This is a genomic window from Vibrio sp. Makdt (assembly GCF_027587015.1).
GTDB classification, from domain to species: Bacteria; Pseudomonadota; Gammaproteobacteria; order Enterobacterales; family Vibrionaceae; genus Vibrio; species Vibrio chagasii_B.
Window position 1 is genome coordinate 62,922 of the sequence record NZ_JAPPTH010000002.1, and the last position, 18,037, is coordinate 80,958.

Consider the following 18,037-nt stretch of genomic DNA (forward strand, 5'->3'; position numbering starts at 1 on the left):
AAAATCACTGATAATTGTGTTAATTAAACAAATTTAAATAAAATAATTCACTGTTAATTAACATCTGTCGAGACTTTTATACATAAAAATGCGAAATCAAAGCTAATAAATAAGAGAAGATAAATTTTTTATCGTTTTTGGCTTGTTAGATTGAGTGAGTAAATAACGCTGTTTCAAAATTTTTGATTGTCGAGATAAGGACAAGACAAGAATCACTTCTAAGTATCTGTATTAAAGCAGGTTCTGTTACATCTAATGAATAACGCTTACCAAGGCCTTTACAAAACTTTACGAATGCAAAGAATGTAAATTTAATGCAAATGGTAATAGTTATCACTTATATTCTCTCGCGAAAAGATTCAGTGGTACCGGCAACGGTTCAGCGAGCACATCAAATAATTAACCATAGTGCTCGTACAAAAAGAATAAAAGCGGAGTAAAGGACATGTTTTCAAAGAGCCCATTGGCTTTAGTGATCGGCGCAGTATTAGCTTCACCAGCAGTATTGGCAGAAACAGCAAAAACAGACGAGCACATGGTTGTTGAAGGTCGTGACTACGGTTACAAAGCCGACACGAACACAACAGCAATGCGCATGGAGGCGTCTCAATTAGAGACTCCGGGACAAGTTTCAGTAATCGATGAGCAAATCATCGATGAACAGCGTGCAAGTACCTTAGGTGAAGTTCTAAAGAACGACGCATCTATCTCTGCCGGTTCTAAATCTACAAACCGTGAGCGGTTTAACCTACGTGGTTTTGAACTAGACAGTGGTTCTAGCTACTTACGTGACGGCGTTCAACACTGGTCTCATTACCGCCAACCTGTTGAACTACTAGAGCGTGTTGAAGTATTAAAGGGACCGGCCGGTCTTCTTTACGGCGAATCAACGCCTGGTGGTCTAGTCAACATGGTGTCGAAAAAACCAACCTATGAAACGCAAGTATCTGTTAGCCAAGATATCGGTTCTGACAATTATACGCGTACTGTTGCGGATGTGAGTGGCTCATTAAATGAAGCTCAAACATTACGAGCGCGAGCAATCGTATCGCAAGAAAATCAAGATTCTTATCGCACACGTTTCGATGGTACGGATGTAGAAACAGAACGTTTCGTTGGTGGTCTGTTTGTTGATTACGACATTAACGATGATGTGATGCTTTCTCTACATTATGACAGAACACAAGAACTAGGCGATCTAGATAATGGTTCTGAAATAGATACAGCGACAGGTAAAGTTGTCGACCCTAATACAGTGACTGATCAACGTTTTGCTCAAACAGATAATGATGTAGCGAACTATGGTGTTGCAGTGACTGCAAGCCTAAATGACACATGGTCTGTTAAATCGGGTGTTAGTCGTCAGTTTTATGAGCGTCAACGTACAGAATCTGATAACGAAGTCGACTTCAACTCATCAAATAGCGAATATGGCTACAAAGTATCGGATCGTCATGATGAATGGACCTTCGATACAGCCTATGTTGATTTTACTGGTGACTTTGATGCTCTGGGTGTAAACCATAGAGTACTTGTTGGCGTTAACGGCCTTCACTACGACTATAAACAGCTTTACTCACAAGATTACGCATGTTCAAGCGCAACAGAAGCGGAAGCTGTAACGGCTTGTGGTAATGGCTTCGATATGCCTTCAGATATTAGCTACCATAACGATGACGCGTTATCTCATTCAGAAAGCAAGCACTATGGTTTCTACCTACAAGATCTAGTAACGCTTAATGAGCAATGGCAAGTACTTGCTGGCGCACGCTTTGCCTACGACAAAACAATCAGTAGTTCAGGTAAAGAAGAAAGCTTCAATAATGTTTTACCTAAACTTGGTGTGATTTATTCACCTGCTCAAAATGGTTCTATCTATACGGTTTATTCTGAAAGTTTTGAACCTGTTGGTGAAATCACTGACCAAGATGATGTCAACTTTGGCCAGTCTCAAGATGCTAAGAAAGGCACTTTGTATGAAGTAGGTACAAAGTGGGAATTATTTGATGAACGTTTATTCGTGTCGGGTGCGGTTTTCCAGATCACTCAATCAAATATCCAAGTAACAGAAGACATAGACCCAGCTAACAATAACGGTGCAGAGACTCGTACAACACAGGCTGGTGAACAAGTTCACACAGGTGTTGAATTAGCTGCGACTGGTTACCTAACTAACGCATTGTCTTTAAGCGCATCGACAATGTTTCTTGATGCGGAATACAAAAACGACCCTGAATTAGAAGGCAAAACACCGGCAGACGTACCTGAATTTACAGCCAGCATTTGGTCTACTTATGCGTTTAACAACGGCACTGATGTAAACCTAGGTGTTTACCATGTAGGTGAGCGTTACACAGAAAGCGCTAATACTTTTAAGAAAGATGCTTACACTCGCGTAGATATGGGTGTTTCACATACGATTAAGTATGACGAAAACCTAGATTTTGTTGCACGTTTCAACGTAGAGAACTTGTTTGATACTGACTACCTTGAAGGTGGCAGCACAAGCAGCGTTGTTGTTGGCGAAGGCCGTAACTACATGGCGACTTTACAGGTAAAATACTAATTTGTTAGTAGGGTACTATTGTTAGCCTAAATACTAAGGGGAAAGTTTCGGCTTTCCCCTTTCGTGATTCTGCTATTCAGTAAAATATCCCTAGTAATGCGAGTGACTTTTAATGATAATGAGAGTGCTTATCAATAAAATTCATTTGACCTTCTTCTATAGTAAATGACTACAATTATGAATCTTTTAAAAACTAGCCTAGCGCTTGCCATCAGTTTGGTTGCAACGTCTTCTATGGCAAACAGCTTGGATCAAGCTCAATCAATTCAAAACAAGACCAATAACGCGTCGGCTTCGAGCCAAAAGGTTATTGATAAAAGCTCACAAGCGACTTTAATGCTGCAAGCTGAGATTGAGCGTCTGCAAGAAGAAGTGAAAAATCTAGAAATCTATCACGATCACCTTGCTGCATTGGTTGAAAGCCAGAATCAAGAAGCTCAGAGCATTGAAGGGCAGATCGACGAAATCAAATATACACGTCAAGGTGTCGTGCCTTTGATGTATCAGATGATTGATAGCCTTCAACAGTTAGTTGAGCAAGATGTGCCAATCAGGAAAGAGCAGCGTCTAGAAAGAGTTGAAAAGCTGCAAGCAATGATGACTCGTGCTGATGTGAGTGATGCTGAGAAGTATCGTCGTATCCTAGAAGCTTACCAAATCGAGATGGACTACGGCATCAAGCTCGGTGCTTACCAAGGTCGTGTTGCATTGAGCAACGACAGAACGATTGAAGCTGACGTGTTGCACCTAGGTCGTATCTCTTTGGTGGCTCGTAACCTAAATGGCAGCCAATACTGGTCTTGGAATCAAACACAAAATCAGTGGCAGGAGCTAGATTCTTCAATGAAATCTGAGCTAGATAAAGCTTACGACATTGCAAGCCAACAAGCGGCGCCAAGCCTAATTACTTTACCTGTTTCTTTAACTGTTGCGGAGGTTAAGTAATGAACTTAAAACCATTAGCAGCATTGCTTTGCATTACGTCTATTTCATTTTCTGCTTTTTCTGCATCAGACACGACGGCTCAGCTAGTTAATAAAGCAAAATCAGAGAGTCGCACTCAAGCTTCTCACAACGTAGTGCGTGAAGCTGATTTCAAAAAGACAGAACAAGAACTGAAAGCGATCAAAGCTCAGCTTGAAGCGAAGCGTACGTCTATCCAAGGTGCGACAGATGTTCTGACTCAAACCTTCAGTGATAACGAAAACAAGCTTGCTCGCTTAGAAGAGAAGCTGCGTTTAGAAACCGGTAGCTTAGGCGAGCTGTTCGGTGTCGTTCGTCAAAACGCGAAAGAACTGGGCGCAGAACTTAGCTCAACAGTAAACAGTGTTGATCGCGCTGAACACACGGCAACTGTTGATCAAATCATTGATGCTAAATCACTGCCTTCAATGCCACAGCTGACCGGTTTGTGGATGAGCATGGTTGAACAGATCCAAGCGAGCTCTGAGCTTAGCAAATCTCAAATTGCATTTATCAATGGTGAAGGCAACACACAAACTGTCGACGCTTATCGTTTAGGTTCAATCGGCCTAGTAACAGACCAAGGCTATGCTAGCTGGAACACTCAGCGTGAAGATGCGATTGCGTATCTGAAACAGCCATCGAATGGTCCAACTTTAGCATCGCTATCTACATTAGCGAATGGCGACGTGTCTAACGTGGTTGTCGATCCTTCTCGTGGGTTCATGCTAGAGCAACTAGCGCTAACACCAAGCCTAACTGATCGCCTTCAAGCGGGTGGTGTGGTTGGTAAAGTGATTCTTGGCTTGCTTGCAATTGGCTTAATCATCGCATTAGTTCGTGGTATTTCTTTGGCTATCGCTCGCCAGAAAATTCGCGCTCAACTTAAGAACCCAGAGCAAGCGGGTGATAACCCTCTAGGTCGTGTTCTTGCGGTTTACAACAAAGAGCAAAACCAAACCGTTGAAGCACTAGAGTTACGACTTTTAGAAGCGGTAGTTGATGAACAAACTCACCTAGAGAAAGGTTTATCGATGCTAAAACTTCTAGCGGCACTTGCTCCAATGTTAGGTCTTCTAGGTACTGTAACCGGCATGATCGAAACATTCCAAGTGATCACACAGTTTGGTAATGGCGACCCTAAAGTGATGGCGGGTGGTATTTCAATGGCGCTGGTAACAACCGTACTTGGTCTTGTTGCAGCAATGCCTCTTCTATTAGCACACAACATTCTTAGCACTCAGGCTGAAAATATTCGCAATATTCTTGAGAAACAAGGTATTGGCCTTGTTGCTGAACAGGCAGAAAAAACGGTTGAATCAAAAGCTGTGGTTTCACCAGTTGGGACTGCTGCGTAATGGATATTTTGTCGGGTTCTCTATTACCAGCGAGTTGGTTAACGAGTGACTGGCTGCTGTCTTTATCAAGCTTTATGGAGCAGGGCGGTTTCGTCCTGTGGTGGCTAGCGGCTGTCGTCCTAGTTTATTGGGTGCTTGTGGTTGAACGCGTGCTTTATCTTGCGTTCTACTTTCCAAAGCAGCGCCAAGCTTGGATTACTAAGTGGCATCAAAGAGAAGATCACTCTTCTTGGCATGCCAAAGCCATTCGTGAAGGTTGGTTGGGGCAAGCGAGTATCTTACTTAACCAGAACTTGAATTTTATTAAGTTGTTAGTCGCTATTTGTCCTATGCTGGGTTTGCTAGGTACCGTCACCGGTATGATCTCTGTTTTTGATGTCATGGCGACTCAAGGAAGCAGTGACCCTAAATTGATGGCTTCAGGTATCTCGTTGGCAACACTGCCAACCATGGCGGGTATGGTTGCTGCATTAGCGGGCATGTTTGTTCACGCTCGTTTAGCGAAAGTGTGTAACCGCCTAGAATTGAAATTAGAAAAATCTTTAAGGAGTCAACGATGAGACTCGGTCGACGTCATTCTAAAAACGAAGAGGCTCAAATAGACCTTACTTCGATGCTTGATATCGTATTTATCATGCTTATTTTCTTTATTGTGACCAGTTCATTTGTTCGTGAATCAGGGGTTGAAGTCAATCGCCCACAAGCGTCTAACGTAGTCAGCCAAAAGGATGCTGGCATCTTTGTTGCGATTACTTCTGCGAATGACATCTTCATCGATAAACGTGTTGTTGATGTTGAGCGTGTTCAAGCGACATTAGAGCACTTGTTGCTAGAACAACCTGATGCTTCTTTGGTTATTCAAGCGGATGAACACGCTTACAACGGTACGGTTGTTAAAGTGATGGACGCCGCTAAAGGTGCGGGTGTTAAAAACATCTCGCTTGCAGCTGAAAAGCGATGATCTTGGAGGATCTTCATAAATGATTCGCCTATTTCTTGCTTTACCGCTAGCGGGTGCCTTGGGCTTAGCTCTGTTTTCTTTTATGGCTTGGATGGTCGATAATGGCCACCAACGTTCACCAGACGATAGCGAGACGTTAAGTTTCAACATGGTAATGGTGGAACAAGAACAAGAAGTCCAAAGAAGACAACGTGCAGTCCCTGAAAAACCAGAAATGCCAGAGCCGCCACCGGAAGCGCAAACGTCTCAGTCACAAGCTGAAGTTACGCCTCTGAATTCGATGTCTTCACTGCCGTCGTTAGATTTGAATACATCGATTGATGGCCTAGCGATTAACGCTCCGACATTTTCTGATTTTGGGTCAAACCAACAGGCAATGCCTCTGTATCGAGTAGAACCTCGTTACCCAGCGAAAGCGCTTAAGCGTGGCGCTGAAGGCCATGTGATTATGTCTTTTACTATCGATGAAACGGGACGCCCAATTGACATTCAAGTCACTGACGCAAACCCACGTCGTATGTTTGAACGTGAAGCGATGAGAGCACTTAAAAAATGGAAATATCAACCGAAAGTCGTCGATGGAAAAGCGATAGCTCAGGTTGGTCAAACCGTGAAACTAGAGTTTAAGTTGGCAAAATGATGAAACAGATATGGATATTAGTGGGCTTGTTGTTAATGCCCCTTACAACACAGGCACAAGAGCTAACCCAATATACTGCTATTCGTGTTCAAAAGGCGCATAAGCTTGCTCAAGATGAACAGGTTAAACAGGCCATTGACCTACTTGCAGGCTTGGAGCTATCTAAAGGCTATGACAAAGCGTACGTAGCTCGTATGCTGGGTGTGTTTTACTGGCAAGATGGCAAAACCGATAAGGCAATTAAGCAGCTTACTTACGCCGTAGACACTAATTTGCTGGTCGATGAACAAGCTTGGGTTACGAAGCGTATGCTTGCTGATCTCTTATTAAACGATCAGCAGTTCAAAAACGCGCTTCCACATTACTATGAGTTAGTTAAAACAGCGCCAGAGGCAGAAAAGAAAGACGTGCTTTGGATGCGAATTGCACAAGCGGAATACCAAATCGAAAACTGGTCAAAAGTACTGGTTGCTATTGGTAATCGTAACAAGTTCAATGCAAAACCAGAACTGTCGCCTCTATCGCTAAAACTGGGTGCGCAACTACAGTTAAAGCAGTGGAAGCAATCTATTCCAACACTGGAAAGCCTAATTGAACTTCAACCAGAAAAAGACAACTGGTGGCGTCAGCTTGTGGGCATTCAGTTAAGACTAGAGCGCAACCGTGATGCATTGAACACGTTAGCGTTGGCAGATCTTCAAGGTGTGGAGCTGAAAAACTCAGACCGCAGACTATTGGCTCAGCTTTATGCTAAACGAGGCATTCCAGAGCGCGCTGCTCAAGAGATCGCAAAGCTAGATGATGCGAACAGCGATGTTCAACTTCTGGCTGAGCAAGCAACTTACTGGCAGTTAGCGAAAGAGTGGGACAGTGCTATTGAAGTGTGGACGTTAGCGTCTAAAAAAGATACGCAATATCATTGGAACGTGGCTCAGTTACTGGTGCAGCAAGGTTACTACGATCGTGCTCTGGTTGTTTTGGATAAAGTGAAAGACAAGAACAAGCAAGCTGATGTTGCTTTAGCGAAAGTACGTTCATGGTACAAGCTAAAGAATCTTGATAATGCTCTTGCTCAAGCGAAACGCGCGAACAACATTGAGCCTTCTTCTGAAGCAAAAGGTTGGATTAAATATCTGACTCAGCTAAGAACAGTGAGTGATAACGGCAACGTTTAACTGCTAATAGCACAACAGAAGACAAGAGAAAGTTATATTGAGTAAAGGGTGTCATTTGATGGGTCAAATGACACCCTTTTTAATTTTTGGCGGCTATAGTTCTTTAATCTTTGTCTTTCCAGTGTGTCGATTAAGGCTCGCACATCGTGCCGCTGGACGTAGCACTTTGAATTACGCCACTGGTATCAGCGACCCAATTAATGGTGCAGTCACGATAAGGGTTTTTGAAGGCGTGTACTGTATAACCATTATCTAACGGCTTCTTGGTTTCAATCCAAGCATAGTTTCGAGACGCCCAAAAACTGATAGGGCGTGACCGTTCGGTGAGATAACGTTCTTGTACATCGGTTATGTCTGAACCGATGTATTGTTGAATATGTTCTTCCGTGCTGGTTATTTGGCTGGTACACGCCGTTGCTAGCGCAGCAAAAGCCAAAACAATAATACGCATTTCAAATCCTTTTAAGCTTAATTAGCTATCATTAAACCAGTGATCAAATAGTCCCAACTTTCAATCCTTAAAGCCACAACTTTTACCTTAAACCCATCTCAATCAAGCATGTTGAGATTGAGGTTTTTTGAGCTTTGACCTGTTATCGATAAGCTTTGATAGAACGAATCAAATCTCTTTAGTACACGTTAGCAAGAATATGCATACAGTTCGATTACTTCCGATGTAATGTTATGTAAATTTCCTTACGCCGCTCAGCAAACGTAAACAATGTAAATTGAATGCCAATACGAATGATTATCAACTAAATTGTCGCCATAAAATTTATAGGTATTGGTTTGTATGTCGTTAAAAAGTAGGGCGGTTCAGTCATGGGCTCGTCGACTTCATGTTTATATTTCTATGGCGCTTCTGTTCGTGGTTCTTTTTTTCTCAGTAACCGGTATCACCCTGAACCGACCTGAACTATTTGAATCAAGCCAACCCAATATTCAACGCTCTACGCTAACGCTTCCTACAAGTTTATTTACGGTTCAAGACGGACGTTTAAAAGCTGACGAGACAGCCTTTGAAACGTTTCTGTTCGAAGAAGCCAACCTCTCTGGCGTTCCTTCAGGTTTGGACATCTACGCAGAGATCGAAGACGGTGAGCTGCTCCTTGGCGAAGTGTCTATGGACTTCAAAGGACCGGGCTACAACGCTTCCGTGTTTGTTGACGTTACGTCTGAATTTGTAGAAGTTGAAACTACGAATTACGGCGTTATCGCATTATTGAACGATCTACATAAAGGTCGTAACAGCGGTGAAGTATGGAAATGGTTTATCGATATCACTGCGCTACTGATGATCTTCTTTGTGCTTACCGGCGTGTGCTTACTGTTACCTAAGAAAAAGACGCTTAATACTTCCATCAAATGGACGGTGTTTGGGTCTGCAATCTCACTTGTTATCTATTTTGTCGCCGTGCCTTAACGCTTGATTCGATTGATTAATCGGATTGAAGAACGAACTTAAGGTTAAACGGATTTAAAAGGTTGTTAAACATGAAAAAAATGAACTGGAGCAAGGCGCTTCTTGCTTTATCTCTTTTGCCAAGCCTAGGTATGGCACAAGCGATTCCTGATACGGCAAAACTTGATGTCAGCTTTGATCTTCCAAAGATTGATACGTCTATGTATGCACGTCCTTATGTGGCGGTGTGGGTAGAGAACAGCGAACGAAAGTCAGTGAAAACCATCGAGCTTTGGGTCGGTAAAGATGAATGGCTTAAAGATCTGCGTAGCTGGTGGAGAAAGGTTGGCCGTTACGATCGTGAACTGGTTGATGCTGTAACGTCTGCAACACGTCCTGCTGGTCAGTACCGTTTCGTTTGGGATGGCAAGAGCGACAGCGGTGAAACGTTAGAACAAGGTGAGTACACGGTTCATATCGAAGTGGTTCGCGAACACGGTGGCCGTAACTACCTTCGTCAAAAAGTATCACTCACAGATTCAAACGCATCTTACGAATTAAAAGCAACGGAAGAGACGGGTGAAATCACCCTGAACTACATCGCTAAATAGTAAGTGCGAACAGTAACTAGTAAGTACGAACTAAAACCAAGCTGAACAGAATAGACAGTGGTCATCGTAGGCTCAGATAGAGCGACACGGCTAACAATTATAAATAATGGAATTGAACATGATGAAACAAACAAAAATTAAAGCACTTGCTCTAGCAGGTGTGATGGCATTTGGCTTAGCAGCAACGACAACAGCACAAGCTCACCCACGTTGGATTCTGCCATCTCACTTCACTGTATCTAAAGAAGGTGGTGATTGGCTAACGTTCGACGTTACTGCGTCTCACGGTACGTTTGTTTTTGATAAGCCTGCTGGCAGCGAAAATGCTCATGTCATCATGCCTGATGGCCGCAGCGAGCGTCCTAACTTTGTGATTCGTGGCAAGCGTCGTTCAATCTTCGACTTCTATTTTGAAGAAGAAGGTACACACAAAGTGGCGATCAACAACTATCCGTCTTACTACACACAGTACAAAGCGGGCCGTCGCGACACCGTGAAGTGGATTAAAGCAAACAAAGCAGAGCGTGATTCAGTACTAACAGAAAAAGCACGTGACGTGGTAACACAAATCAGCTTCACTCGTGCAGAAAGCTACATCACGGTAGGTAAGCCAACGGATTCAGTGTTCAAAATTGAAGGCAAGCTACTTGAGATGAAGCCAGTGACTCACCCTTCAGACATCGTTGAAGGAGAACCAGTAACATTCCAATTCTTCTACAACGGTGAAATCCAGAAAGATGTGAAAGCGGAGATCACTCGTGAAGGTACGCTTTACCGCAACCACCAAGAGCAGATTGATGTAGTGAGTGATGAGAACGGTGAAATCACGTTTACTCCAGACGTAGCGGGTCGTTACGTAATGAAAGCGAACTACAAAGGTGAGCTGATTGACAACCCACTGGCAGACAAAGCAAGCGCGAACGTTCACCTAACGTTCGAAGCACTGCTTCAATAGTCTGTGATATCGGGGCTTAATCCCTGATTAAGAACCAAAAAACTTAAGGGCTCATTTGAGCCCTTTATCGCTCAATTTACTTCTGAGTATTTGCACTGTGGCTAGGGTACGAACCATGACAATAAAAACAAAACTTAACGCATTAATGACTCCTTGCTTAGCTCTGGGACTTGGTTTCGCTGCATTACCTGCGCAAGCACACTTTCCATTGATGAGCTGCTGGTTTGAAGGCAAAACTGTGGCCTGCGAAGCGGGCTATTCAGACGGTAGTAAAGCGATTGATTACGCGGTTGAAATGTACGACTACGAAGACAACTTGATTGCAAAAGAGATGACGGATAAGCGCTCTATTGTTGAGTTTCCAAACCCAGACACTGAGTTCTACCTTGTGTTTGATTCAGGCCACGAGTTTCCTGTTGAAGTAGACGTTGTTGAGATCAGCGAAAAATGATGATTCAAGGCGTACGTGCCGATACGGGTGGCAGAGAAGGTAAATGGTTAGGGCTGATCATTGTGTTCATTCTGAGCTTTGCCACGGTTGCTATCCCATTTCACCAAGCAGAATCGCATATCGAAGCGGTACTTGATCATCAAATCTTAGTGACCGATGTCGAGCAAGAAAACTTGGCGATGTTATCAGAGCTACGTTTAGCGCATGAAGAGATTCGTGACCTGCGTATGGACTCAGACGGCGAATGGCCAAGTGTTGCGTCACTTAAAGATGAATGGGTCGCGCCATTTGTAGAAGACCAGAGTTGGAAGCGCAAAGGTTCTCATACTTGGTTATTGGACGAGCGTGGTTACTACTTTTCTACACCAAGTGAACAAGCTACATCAAGTGAATATGCTGCACAAAGCGATCATGGCTTTGCTGATTCCTTTATTTTAAACGCGAACAGCATTTCTCCTGAAATCTGGATTTTCTTCGGCGGTGTAGCGAAACAGCCTGGCACTTTTGACCAACACACGCTTGAGTCTGCTGGTTGGAAAATGGTCGTGAATGAATCAGAAATTGAACAGCATTATGAAATCGATGCTCACTAATAATAAGAGAATTACTATGCGAATTATGACTCTGTTCATGTCGTTGTTAGCGGTGTTCATGGCACCGAATGCATTAGCAAAAGAATACACGGTCGACAGTAACAAACTGACGATTGGTATCACACTTCAACCTTACTACAGCTATGTGAAAGCCGTAGTCGGTGACAAAGTGAACATTCTTCCTTTGGTTGACGCTGGCTTTAACCCACATAATTACTTGCCACAACCGAATGACCTTAAGCGATTGAGCCAAATGGACGCAATCGTAGTAAACGGTATTGGTCACGATGACTTTGCGCTTAAAGTCATTGCAGCAGCGCAACGTGATGATTTGGTTGTGATCGAAGCCAACAAAGAAGTGCCTCTACTTCCTGCACTTGGTCAGTCTGTTGGTCAAGGCGCCGTAAACCCACATACCTTTGTTGGGCTTTCGACAACAATTCAAAAGGTTTACACCATCGCGAGTGAAGTCTCTAAGCTCGACCCAGACAACGCGGCTTTTTATCGTAAGAATGCACGTAAATACGCAAAGCAATTTCGCTTTATGAAGCGTGATGCGATGTTGTCATTAGGTGAGCTAGATACATCAGGTATGAAGGTAGCGACCACGCACAATGCTTATGGCTATATTTTGCAAGAGTTTGGTGTGGATGTCGCGGCGGTGATTGAGCCTGCACACGGTGTTGAACCAAGTGCGAGCCAGCTGCAAGAAACGATCGAAAAGATCCGTGCATCGGGCATTGATGTTCTGTTCTACGAGCTAAACATGCCAAACCGTTTTGTTGACACGATTGAAGCGGAAACAGGTGTTCAGCTTTACCGTTTTTCTCACATGACGCACGGCGAATATGAAGACGATAAAGTCGAAGTTGAGATGAAAAAGAACCTAGAGACGTTAATCGAAGCCATGAAATTTGCGGCGGCGAACCAAGCTAAAAGCGGGAACGCATAATGTTAGGTCCATCGATTTCAATCAATCAACTTGGTCTGCAATACGACAACAACGTCATTCTTGACGAAATTTCACTAGAACTTAAAGCGGGTGAGTGCCATGTGATCATGGGGCCAAACGGCGGTGGTAAAACCTCATTACTGCGCTCTGTGCTTGGCCTTACGCCTTTCTCTGGCCAAATTAATATCCACTGGCCAGAAAAGCAGAGTATTGGTTACGTACCTCAAAAAGCGACCTTCGAGTCTAGCTTGCCTTTGACGGTAATGGACTTCGTACTGCTTAACCAAACGCGAATCCCATTGTTTTGGCGTCGTAAATCTAAGCAATTGGATCTCGCACTCGCGCAATTGGATCGTGTGGGTATGGCGACTCGTAGCGATCGCCGAATGGGACAGTTGTCGGGTGGTGAGCAGCAACGTGTGTTGTTTGCTCAAGCACTATTGGATAACCCAAGTCTATTGGTGTTGGATGAACCAACGACCGGTATGGATGAGCAGGGCGTTCGTTATCTTGAATCACTGATTCGTGAATGTGTTGATGAAGGTCGTACGATCCTCGCGGTTCACCACGATGTCACGGCAGTGCGTCGACTCGAAGCGAACGTACATGTTGTGAATCGATTCTTGGTGGATAGTGGCCCACACGAAGAAGTCTTGCATCCAAGCAAAATTGAGAGCTTGTTTCAGCACTACAGCAGTGGCTCTGCCATGACCAAATCGAAGGAGGTTGCGTAATGGATTGGTTACGACAACTTGCCATTAGTGGTGTGGAAGCGGGCTGGTTATCAGACAGCTTCATGTATGCCTTTATGGTGAATGCTCTGGTTGCGGCGTTACTACTTGGCCCTCTGTTAGGTGGTCTTGGTACTTTGGTGATTGCTAAGCGTCTGGCCTTCTTCTCAGAAGCCGTTGGCCACGCAGCATTAACCGGTATCGCTATTGGTGTTTTGCTTGGCGAGCCACCGGAAAACCCAATCATTGGTCTGTTTAGCTTCTGTATGATCTTCGCTCTGCTTCTTCATTTTGTAAGAAATAGAACTAACGTACCATACGATACCTTAGTAGGTGTGTTTCTAGCATTAGCTCTAGCGGTAGGCGCAGCGTTACTGATGTACGTAGCTCGTAAGATCAACATCCACATGCTTGAGAACGTACTATTTGGCTCGATTCTGACGGTAACGGACCAAGACTTAGCAATTCTCGCGGGCAGCTGCGCGATCATCATCTTGCTCTTGATACCGACGTTTAACCGCATTCTCCTGACCTGTATCAGCCCTGATATAGCCAAGGTTCGTGGTTATAACACCAGCTTTTACGATTACTTGTTTGTCATGATGATCACCTTAGTAACGATTGCGGCCGTGAAGATCGTAGGCGCAGTTCTAGTGGGTGCGTTATTGCTGATTCCAGGCGCGACAGCTCGATTGTTGACTAAACGTATGGGCAGTTTTGTACTGCTTTCGGCATTACTCGCAACCATCGCATGTTTGGTTGGAACCGTCTTACCTATGGAATTGAAACTACCAGTACCTTCGGGCGCTTCAATCATCATCGTTTCTGCGACATTTTTCCTAGCGGCAACGCTATACCGAATTGTAAGAAAGGCATAATCATGACCTCTTTAATGAATCGTATCTCAAGTTCAGTGAAGGCAACGACTCAAGTAGGCGCACTAACTAGCTTATTGTTGGCTGGCTCAATGGTGTCTATCAGTGCTAATGCCGAGGATATCCTCACCAGTACGCCTGTGACCTATGCCTTGGCGACAGAGCTAACTAAAGGCACAGACATTACCAGCGAATATCTGCCACCCAAGCGTTATGGCATTGATCGTCTGCCAAACTGGTTTGGTACCAAGGGCGCAAGTAAAGTCCTTCAATCCGGCAAAAAGGCGACCGTAGCATTAACGTTGTCATCCATCTGGCAAGCTGACCCAACTTTTGTTTACGCAAGACAGGGTAATATCCGTTTGGTTGAAGTGGATGCGGCTCAAGCGATCACACCGCGTGCTCAAGGTGTTGCCGCGCTGACGTTATCAAATGGCGATGTGTCTAAATACGCATGGTTAAACCCAACCAACTTAACGCGCATGGCGGCGATTGTTGCTGATGACTTTAAGTTATTGTGGCCAGCGCAAGCTGAGACCATTGATAGCAACCTACAGCGTGTAATGCTTGATGTGCGTGAACTGATTAACAAACAACAAGCGGTGTTATTGGATAACGACGTAGATTCAGTTTTGTTGCTTGCAGAAAGCTTGGAAGATTTCGCTTCAGGTTCTCAACTGTTTGTTGAAGAGCGTATGTTCAAAGCTGAACTGGAATGGACAGAACAAGACAAAGCCAAACTCAAAGCGATGTTTTCAGAAGACGATGCACTATGGTTAGTCACCGCGAAAAAGCCCACGAACTTAATTAAGTCTCTAGTACCTAACGAGCGCATCTTAGTGGTTGATTCCGTTGACCGTTGGGGACGATCGGGGATTAATGCAAAAGCGCCGTTTGCACGCTGGGAAGTTCAGCCTTTCAAAGGTTAAATGGCTAAAATAAGTTAGCTAATAAACCACGTAATGAAAAAAGTACGATCAAAAAAGCACCCCAATTAGAGGCTGCTTTTTTGTTCTTGTCTGTTGGCTCGTGGAAGACTATCAAACAAGAGAACTGCGAGGTTACAACTTACTCTGCAGCTTTTGTCTCTTCGGCTTCAACAGTCGCTTCAACTGTGCCTTCAGCATGCTCTTGAGCGGCTTTAGCCTGTTCTTCAGCTTCCATTTTTGCACGATCAGCTTTAGAAATGTAGCGAGGCTTGTTGCTACTATGCAGTTTAGAATTCGCCTGTTTCTGCTTCTTTTTTAGAATTTGATTGATTTTTTTCTTACGGTTCATTGCTGCATAGCCTTGTATTTAGTTTAGGCGGTGGAGGATAATCATTTTAGCTCTAGAACTCAATATTTACATGGTATTCAGCAAGGAAAATATCACTATGCAGGCCGTCGAGACCGAACGTTTACGATTAAGAATGATCACGCCTCAAGATGCGGCGTTTATTCAGCGATTATACAGCTCAGAAGATTTCCTGCGTTACATTGGAGACAAGGAAATCAACGACACTGACAAGGCCGTTGAATACATCAAAAACAACATTCTTAAGATGTATGAAGAGAAGGGTGTTTGCCTATTGATGGTCGAAATGAAGGGCTCATTAACCCCAATTGGTATTTGCGGGTTAATTAAAAGAGATACCTTATCCTCGCATGATATTGGCTATGGCTTTGTTCCAGAGGTGTATGGTCAAGGCTTTGCCCAAGAAGCAGCGGAGGCAATAATTGAACAAGCTAAGCAGAATGCTGATATCGATCATTTAGTTGCCATCACCACCTCTGATAACATTCGAAGTATCGCATTACTGACTAAGTTGGGTTTTGTGTTTGAGCGAGTTGAAGATGTGATAAACGAAAGTGTCAATCTCAACTTGTACGGTTTCTCATTAGGTAATTAAAACATGTTCCAACATAACAATATTCTAGAAGGCGAGCTTGCGACGGAGTACAAAACCGTTATTGCGATGGTGCACATCTACTGTAAAGATCACCACGGTGCAGTGCGTCAGAATAACGCGTTATGTGAGGAGTGTGAGCAACTGTTGCTTTATGCCGAAACACGACTGGATAGATGCCCTTATGGCGAAGCAAAACCGACCTGTAATAAGTGTCCAATCCATTGCTATAAACCTGACCCTAAAGAGCAGATGCGTTTAGTAATGCGCTATGCTGGGCCAAGAATGTTACTCAAGCATCCGATTTTAGCGATCAGACATTTGATACATGAAAAGCGAAAAGTTCCTGAGAAGCCGCTGCCGAATGTGTCGAACCGCCATATCCGAATGAAAAAGAAGTAACTGGCGTTTTAACGTGGTTGCTGAAGACACGAAAAAGGTCTGATTTCTCAGACCTTTTTGATGTAGATACGCTGCTATCTCAGCTTGAATCTAGCCAAGTAGCCTATGCCGCTTGAGGCTCGTCGTAGGTCACTGTGAGGTTGTTGATCCAGCGTCGGCTTAGGTAACGATAAGAACAAATTGCCAGTTTCACCACTTCTTCTACCAACATCAAACCATAGATGTATTTGAAATCCCATCCAGCGACAAACGCGCCATAAACACATACTGGAATGCCGACCATCCACATCGCGATGAAGTCCATACGAAGGCAGAACGCATTATCACCACCAGCGCGAATGATACCGTTGATGATCACCATGTTCAGCATACGAATCACCACAGCAAAACACATAATGGTCATTGCAGGTGAAGCGAGCGGGTAGAGCGCATCTGTAGAAAGGTTCAGCCATGTTAGAACATGCTCTTTGCCCATAAACAGTAGCAATCCAACAACCGCGCCAAATCCAACGACGGCTTTAATGAACGTCAGCCCCATACTCATTGCGTTATCGAACTCGTCACGCCCCAGAGAGTGGCCAAGTAACACTGAACAGGCTACAGAAATGCCAAAGAACACCGAGTAACATAACGACTCAAACGGAGCGAGCATTGAGAATACTGCTAGCTCTGTCGTGCCCATGTGACCAAAGATCATCTGGTAAGCCATAGTACCCATTGCCCATAAAACGGCATTCATGGTCAGTGGCAGGGCAATACGACGGTAAGATAACCACAATGACGGGCGATGTGGTGAGCTCGGTGTCGTTAATAGCCAGTGGTTGCGCATACGCATGTAGCCGTACATCAAACCCACTTGAATTAGTCGCGCTAGAGTCGTTGCTAATGCTGCTCCTGCAACACCCATCGCTGGAATTCCGAAAGCACCCTGTATAAGGATGAAGTTAAGTGCGATATTGAGTGCAATCGTCACCGCACCAAGCAGAAGTGGAGTTACGGTGTCACCTGATGAGCGCATGCTTGCTTCAACTACAACCACAATATGAGTCAGAAGTAGAACAGGGAAACCGTACCATAGGTAAGTCGCACCAAGTTCAATCACGGTTTGATCGCTGGTTTGCAACATCATCAAAAACTGTGAACCAAGAGTGATGATTGCCGTTACAGGTAGCAGAACTTTTAAACCAAATACCATTGCGATAGAAGACACGGTTCGTGCACTTTTACGGTCGTTTTTTCCCCAATATTGCGCTACCAATGTTCCGTTTGCTGAGGCCAACCCTGCCATAATCATAATAGCGACGAAGTGCCATTTTGATGCAATTCCCACAGCGGCAGCTGCTTCCATGCCGAAGTCACTGACCATTAAGACGTCAGCAAGGGCAAGAATAGCAACCAGCGCGCTTTGCAAAGCAACAGGTAAACCAAGTTTAACGATACGAGGTAAGATGCTCTCTGGCTTGTTATTCATAGATGAGTTAGGGTTGATGTTAGTTGTCATAAGCTCTCCGATT

At 44.2% G+C, this 18,037-nt stretch carries 21 protein-coding genes; 18 read left to right on the forward strand and 3 right to left on the reverse strand.

The genetic code is table 11. The features are described 5' to 3' along the window. Positions 1 to 445 precede the first annotated feature (445 nt). The 7 genes from OH460_RS02535 to OH460_RS02565 all read left to right on the forward strand — a co-directional run bounded on the left by OH460_RS02535 (position 446) and on the right by OH460_RS02565 (position 7,663). Positions 446 to 2,566, forward strand: a complete 2,121-nt coding sequence (locus OH460_RS02535; protein WP_269994782.1) for a TonB-dependent siderophore receptor — start codon at positions 446 to 448, stop codon at positions 2,564 to 2,566. A 177-nt stretch (positions 2,567 to 2,743) separates the two neighbouring features. Next, entirely contained in the window at positions 2,744 to 3,511 is a 768-nt protein-coding gene (locus tag OH460_RS02540; protein ID WP_269994784.1) for a DUF3450 domain-containing protein, read from the forward strand. Further along, positions 3,511 to 4,887, forward strand: coding sequence for a MotA/TolQ/ExbB proton channel family protein (locus OH460_RS02545; protein ID WP_269994786.1), 1,377 nt, complete (start codon positions 3,511 to 3,513; stop codon positions 4,885 to 4,887). The genes OH460_RS02540 and OH460_RS02545 overlap by 1 nt, the downstream gene beginning before the upstream one ends. After that, positions 4,887 to 5,447 carry a MotA/TolQ/ExbB proton channel family protein gene (locus OH460_RS02550; protein WP_060981266.1) on the forward strand — a complete coding sequence of 187 codons (561 nt, stop codon included), beginning with the start codon at positions 4,887 to 4,889 and terminating at the stop codon, positions 5,445 to 5,447. The genes OH460_RS02545 and OH460_RS02550 overlap by 1 nt, the downstream gene beginning before the upstream one ends. Continuing rightward, positions 5,444 to 5,848, forward strand: coding sequence for an ExbD/TolR family protein (locus OH460_RS02555; RefSeq protein ID WP_269994792.1), 405 nt, complete (start codon positions 5,444 to 5,446; stop codon positions 5,846 to 5,848). Before OH460_RS02550 ends, OH460_RS02555 begins: the two co-directional genes overlap by 4 nt. 19 nt (positions 5,849 to 5,867) lie before the next feature. Beyond that, positions 5,868 to 6,488, forward strand: a complete 621-nt coding sequence (locus tag OH460_RS02560; protein WP_008219721.1) for an energy transducer TonB — start codon at positions 5,868 to 5,870, stop codon at positions 6,486 to 6,488. Continuing rightward, positions 6,485 to 7,663: a tetratricopeptide repeat protein gene (locus OH460_RS02565; RefSeq protein WP_137407428.1), complete on the forward strand. Its 1,179-nt coding sequence runs from the start codon at positions 6,485 to 6,487 to the stop codon at positions 7,661 to 7,663. The genes OH460_RS02560 and OH460_RS02565 overlap by 4 nt, the downstream gene beginning before the upstream one ends. A 130-nt stretch (positions 7,664 to 7,793) precedes the next feature. Here the strand turns inward: OH460_RS02565 and OH460_RS02570 are convergent, their stop codons facing one another. Beyond that, a complete protein-coding gene (locus OH460_RS02570) occupies positions 7,794 to 8,114 on the reverse strand; it encodes a hypothetical protein (protein WP_102425148.1) in 321 nt (106 codons plus the stop codon). Between the two features lie 342 nt (positions 8,115 to 8,456). Here OH460_RS02570 and OH460_RS02575 point away from each other — a divergent pair, with 342 nt between their 5' ends. The 9 genes from OH460_RS02575 to OH460_RS02615 all read left to right on the forward strand — a co-directional run bounded on the left by OH460_RS02575 (position 8,457) and on the right by OH460_RS02615 (position 15,162). Then, positions 8,457 to 9,086: a PepSY-associated TM helix domain-containing protein gene (locus OH460_RS02575; protein ID WP_269994800.1), complete on the forward strand. Its 630-nt coding sequence runs from the start codon at positions 8,457 to 8,459 to the stop codon at positions 9,084 to 9,086. A gap of 71 nt (positions 9,087 to 9,157) precedes the next feature. Further along, positions 9,158 to 9,676: a DUF2271 domain-containing protein gene (locus tag OH460_RS02580; protein ID WP_269994801.1), complete on the forward strand. Its 519-nt coding sequence runs from the start codon at positions 9,158 to 9,160 to the stop codon at positions 9,674 to 9,676. Between the two features lie 118 nt (positions 9,677 to 9,794). Then, entirely contained in the window at positions 9,795 to 10,631 is an 837-nt protein-coding gene (locus OH460_RS02585) for a DUF4198 domain-containing protein (protein WP_269994803.1), read from the forward strand. A gap of 115 nt (positions 10,632 to 10,746) precedes the next feature. Continuing rightward, positions 10,747 to 11,082, forward strand: coding sequence for a hypothetical protein (locus OH460_RS02590; RefSeq protein ID WP_048608222.1), 336 nt, complete (start codon positions 10,747 to 10,749; stop codon positions 11,080 to 11,082). Continuing rightward, positions 11,079 to 11,675, forward strand: a complete 597-nt coding sequence (locus OH460_RS02595) for a DUF6162 family protein (protein WP_269994808.1) — start codon at positions 11,079 to 11,081, stop codon at positions 11,673 to 11,675. The genes OH460_RS02590 and OH460_RS02595 overlap by 4 nt, the downstream gene beginning before the upstream one ends. Before the next feature lie 16 nt (positions 11,676 to 11,691). Then, a complete protein-coding gene (locus tag OH460_RS02600; protein ID WP_269994810.1) occupies positions 11,692 to 12,627 on the forward strand; it encodes a metal ABC transporter solute-binding protein, Zn/Mn family in 936 nt (311 codons plus the stop codon). Further along, entirely contained in the window at positions 12,627 to 13,361 is a 735-nt protein-coding gene (locus OH460_RS02605; RefSeq protein WP_269994811.1) for a metal ABC transporter ATP-binding protein, read from the forward strand. The genes OH460_RS02600 and OH460_RS02605 overlap by 1 nt, the downstream gene beginning before the upstream one ends. Next, positions 13,361 to 14,236: a metal ABC transporter permease gene (locus tag OH460_RS02610; protein WP_065206162.1), complete on the forward strand. Its 876-nt coding sequence runs from the start codon at positions 13,361 to 13,363 to the stop codon at positions 14,234 to 14,236. The genes OH460_RS02605 and OH460_RS02610 overlap by 1 nt, the downstream gene beginning before the upstream one ends. 2 nt (positions 14,237 to 14,238) lie before the next feature. After that, positions 14,239 to 15,162, forward strand: coding sequence for an ABC transporter substrate-binding protein (locus tag OH460_RS02615; RefSeq protein WP_269994813.1), 924 nt, complete (start codon positions 14,239 to 14,241; stop codon positions 15,160 to 15,162). Positions 15,163 to 15,301: 139 nt separating this feature from the next. Here the strand turns inward: OH460_RS02615 and OH460_RS02620 are convergent, their stop codons facing one another. Beyond that, positions 15,302 to 15,511 (reverse strand): DUF2986 domain-containing protein, encoded by a 210-nt coding sequence (locus tag OH460_RS02620; protein WP_269994815.1) that lies wholly within the window; start codon positions 15,509 to 15,511, stop codon positions 15,302 to 15,304. 97 nt (positions 15,512 to 15,608) lie between these two features. Here OH460_RS02620 and OH460_RS02625 point away from each other — a divergent pair, with 97 nt between their 5' ends. Both OH460_RS02625 and OH460_RS02630 read left to right on the forward strand, forming a co-directional pair. Continuing rightward, positions 15,609 to 16,124, forward strand: a complete 516-nt coding sequence (locus tag OH460_RS02625; protein WP_269994817.1) for a GNAT family N-acetyltransferase — start codon at positions 15,609 to 15,611, stop codon at positions 16,122 to 16,124. A 3-nt stretch (positions 16,125 to 16,127) separates the two neighbouring features. Continuing rightward, entirely contained in the window at positions 16,128 to 16,523 is a 396-nt protein-coding gene (locus tag OH460_RS02630; protein ID WP_269994819.1) for a nitrous oxide-stimulated promoter family protein, read from the forward strand. Between the two features lie 103 nt (positions 16,524 to 16,626). On the opposite strand, the gene OH460_RS02635 is transcribed toward OH460_RS02630, so the two are convergent. Further along, positions 16,627 to 18,024 carry an MATE family efflux transporter gene (locus OH460_RS02635; protein WP_269994821.1) on the reverse strand — a complete coding sequence of 466 codons (1,398 nt, stop codon included), beginning with the start codon at positions 18,022 to 18,024 and terminating at the stop codon, positions 16,627 to 16,629. Between the last annotated feature and the right edge of the window lie 13 nt (positions 18,025 to 18,037).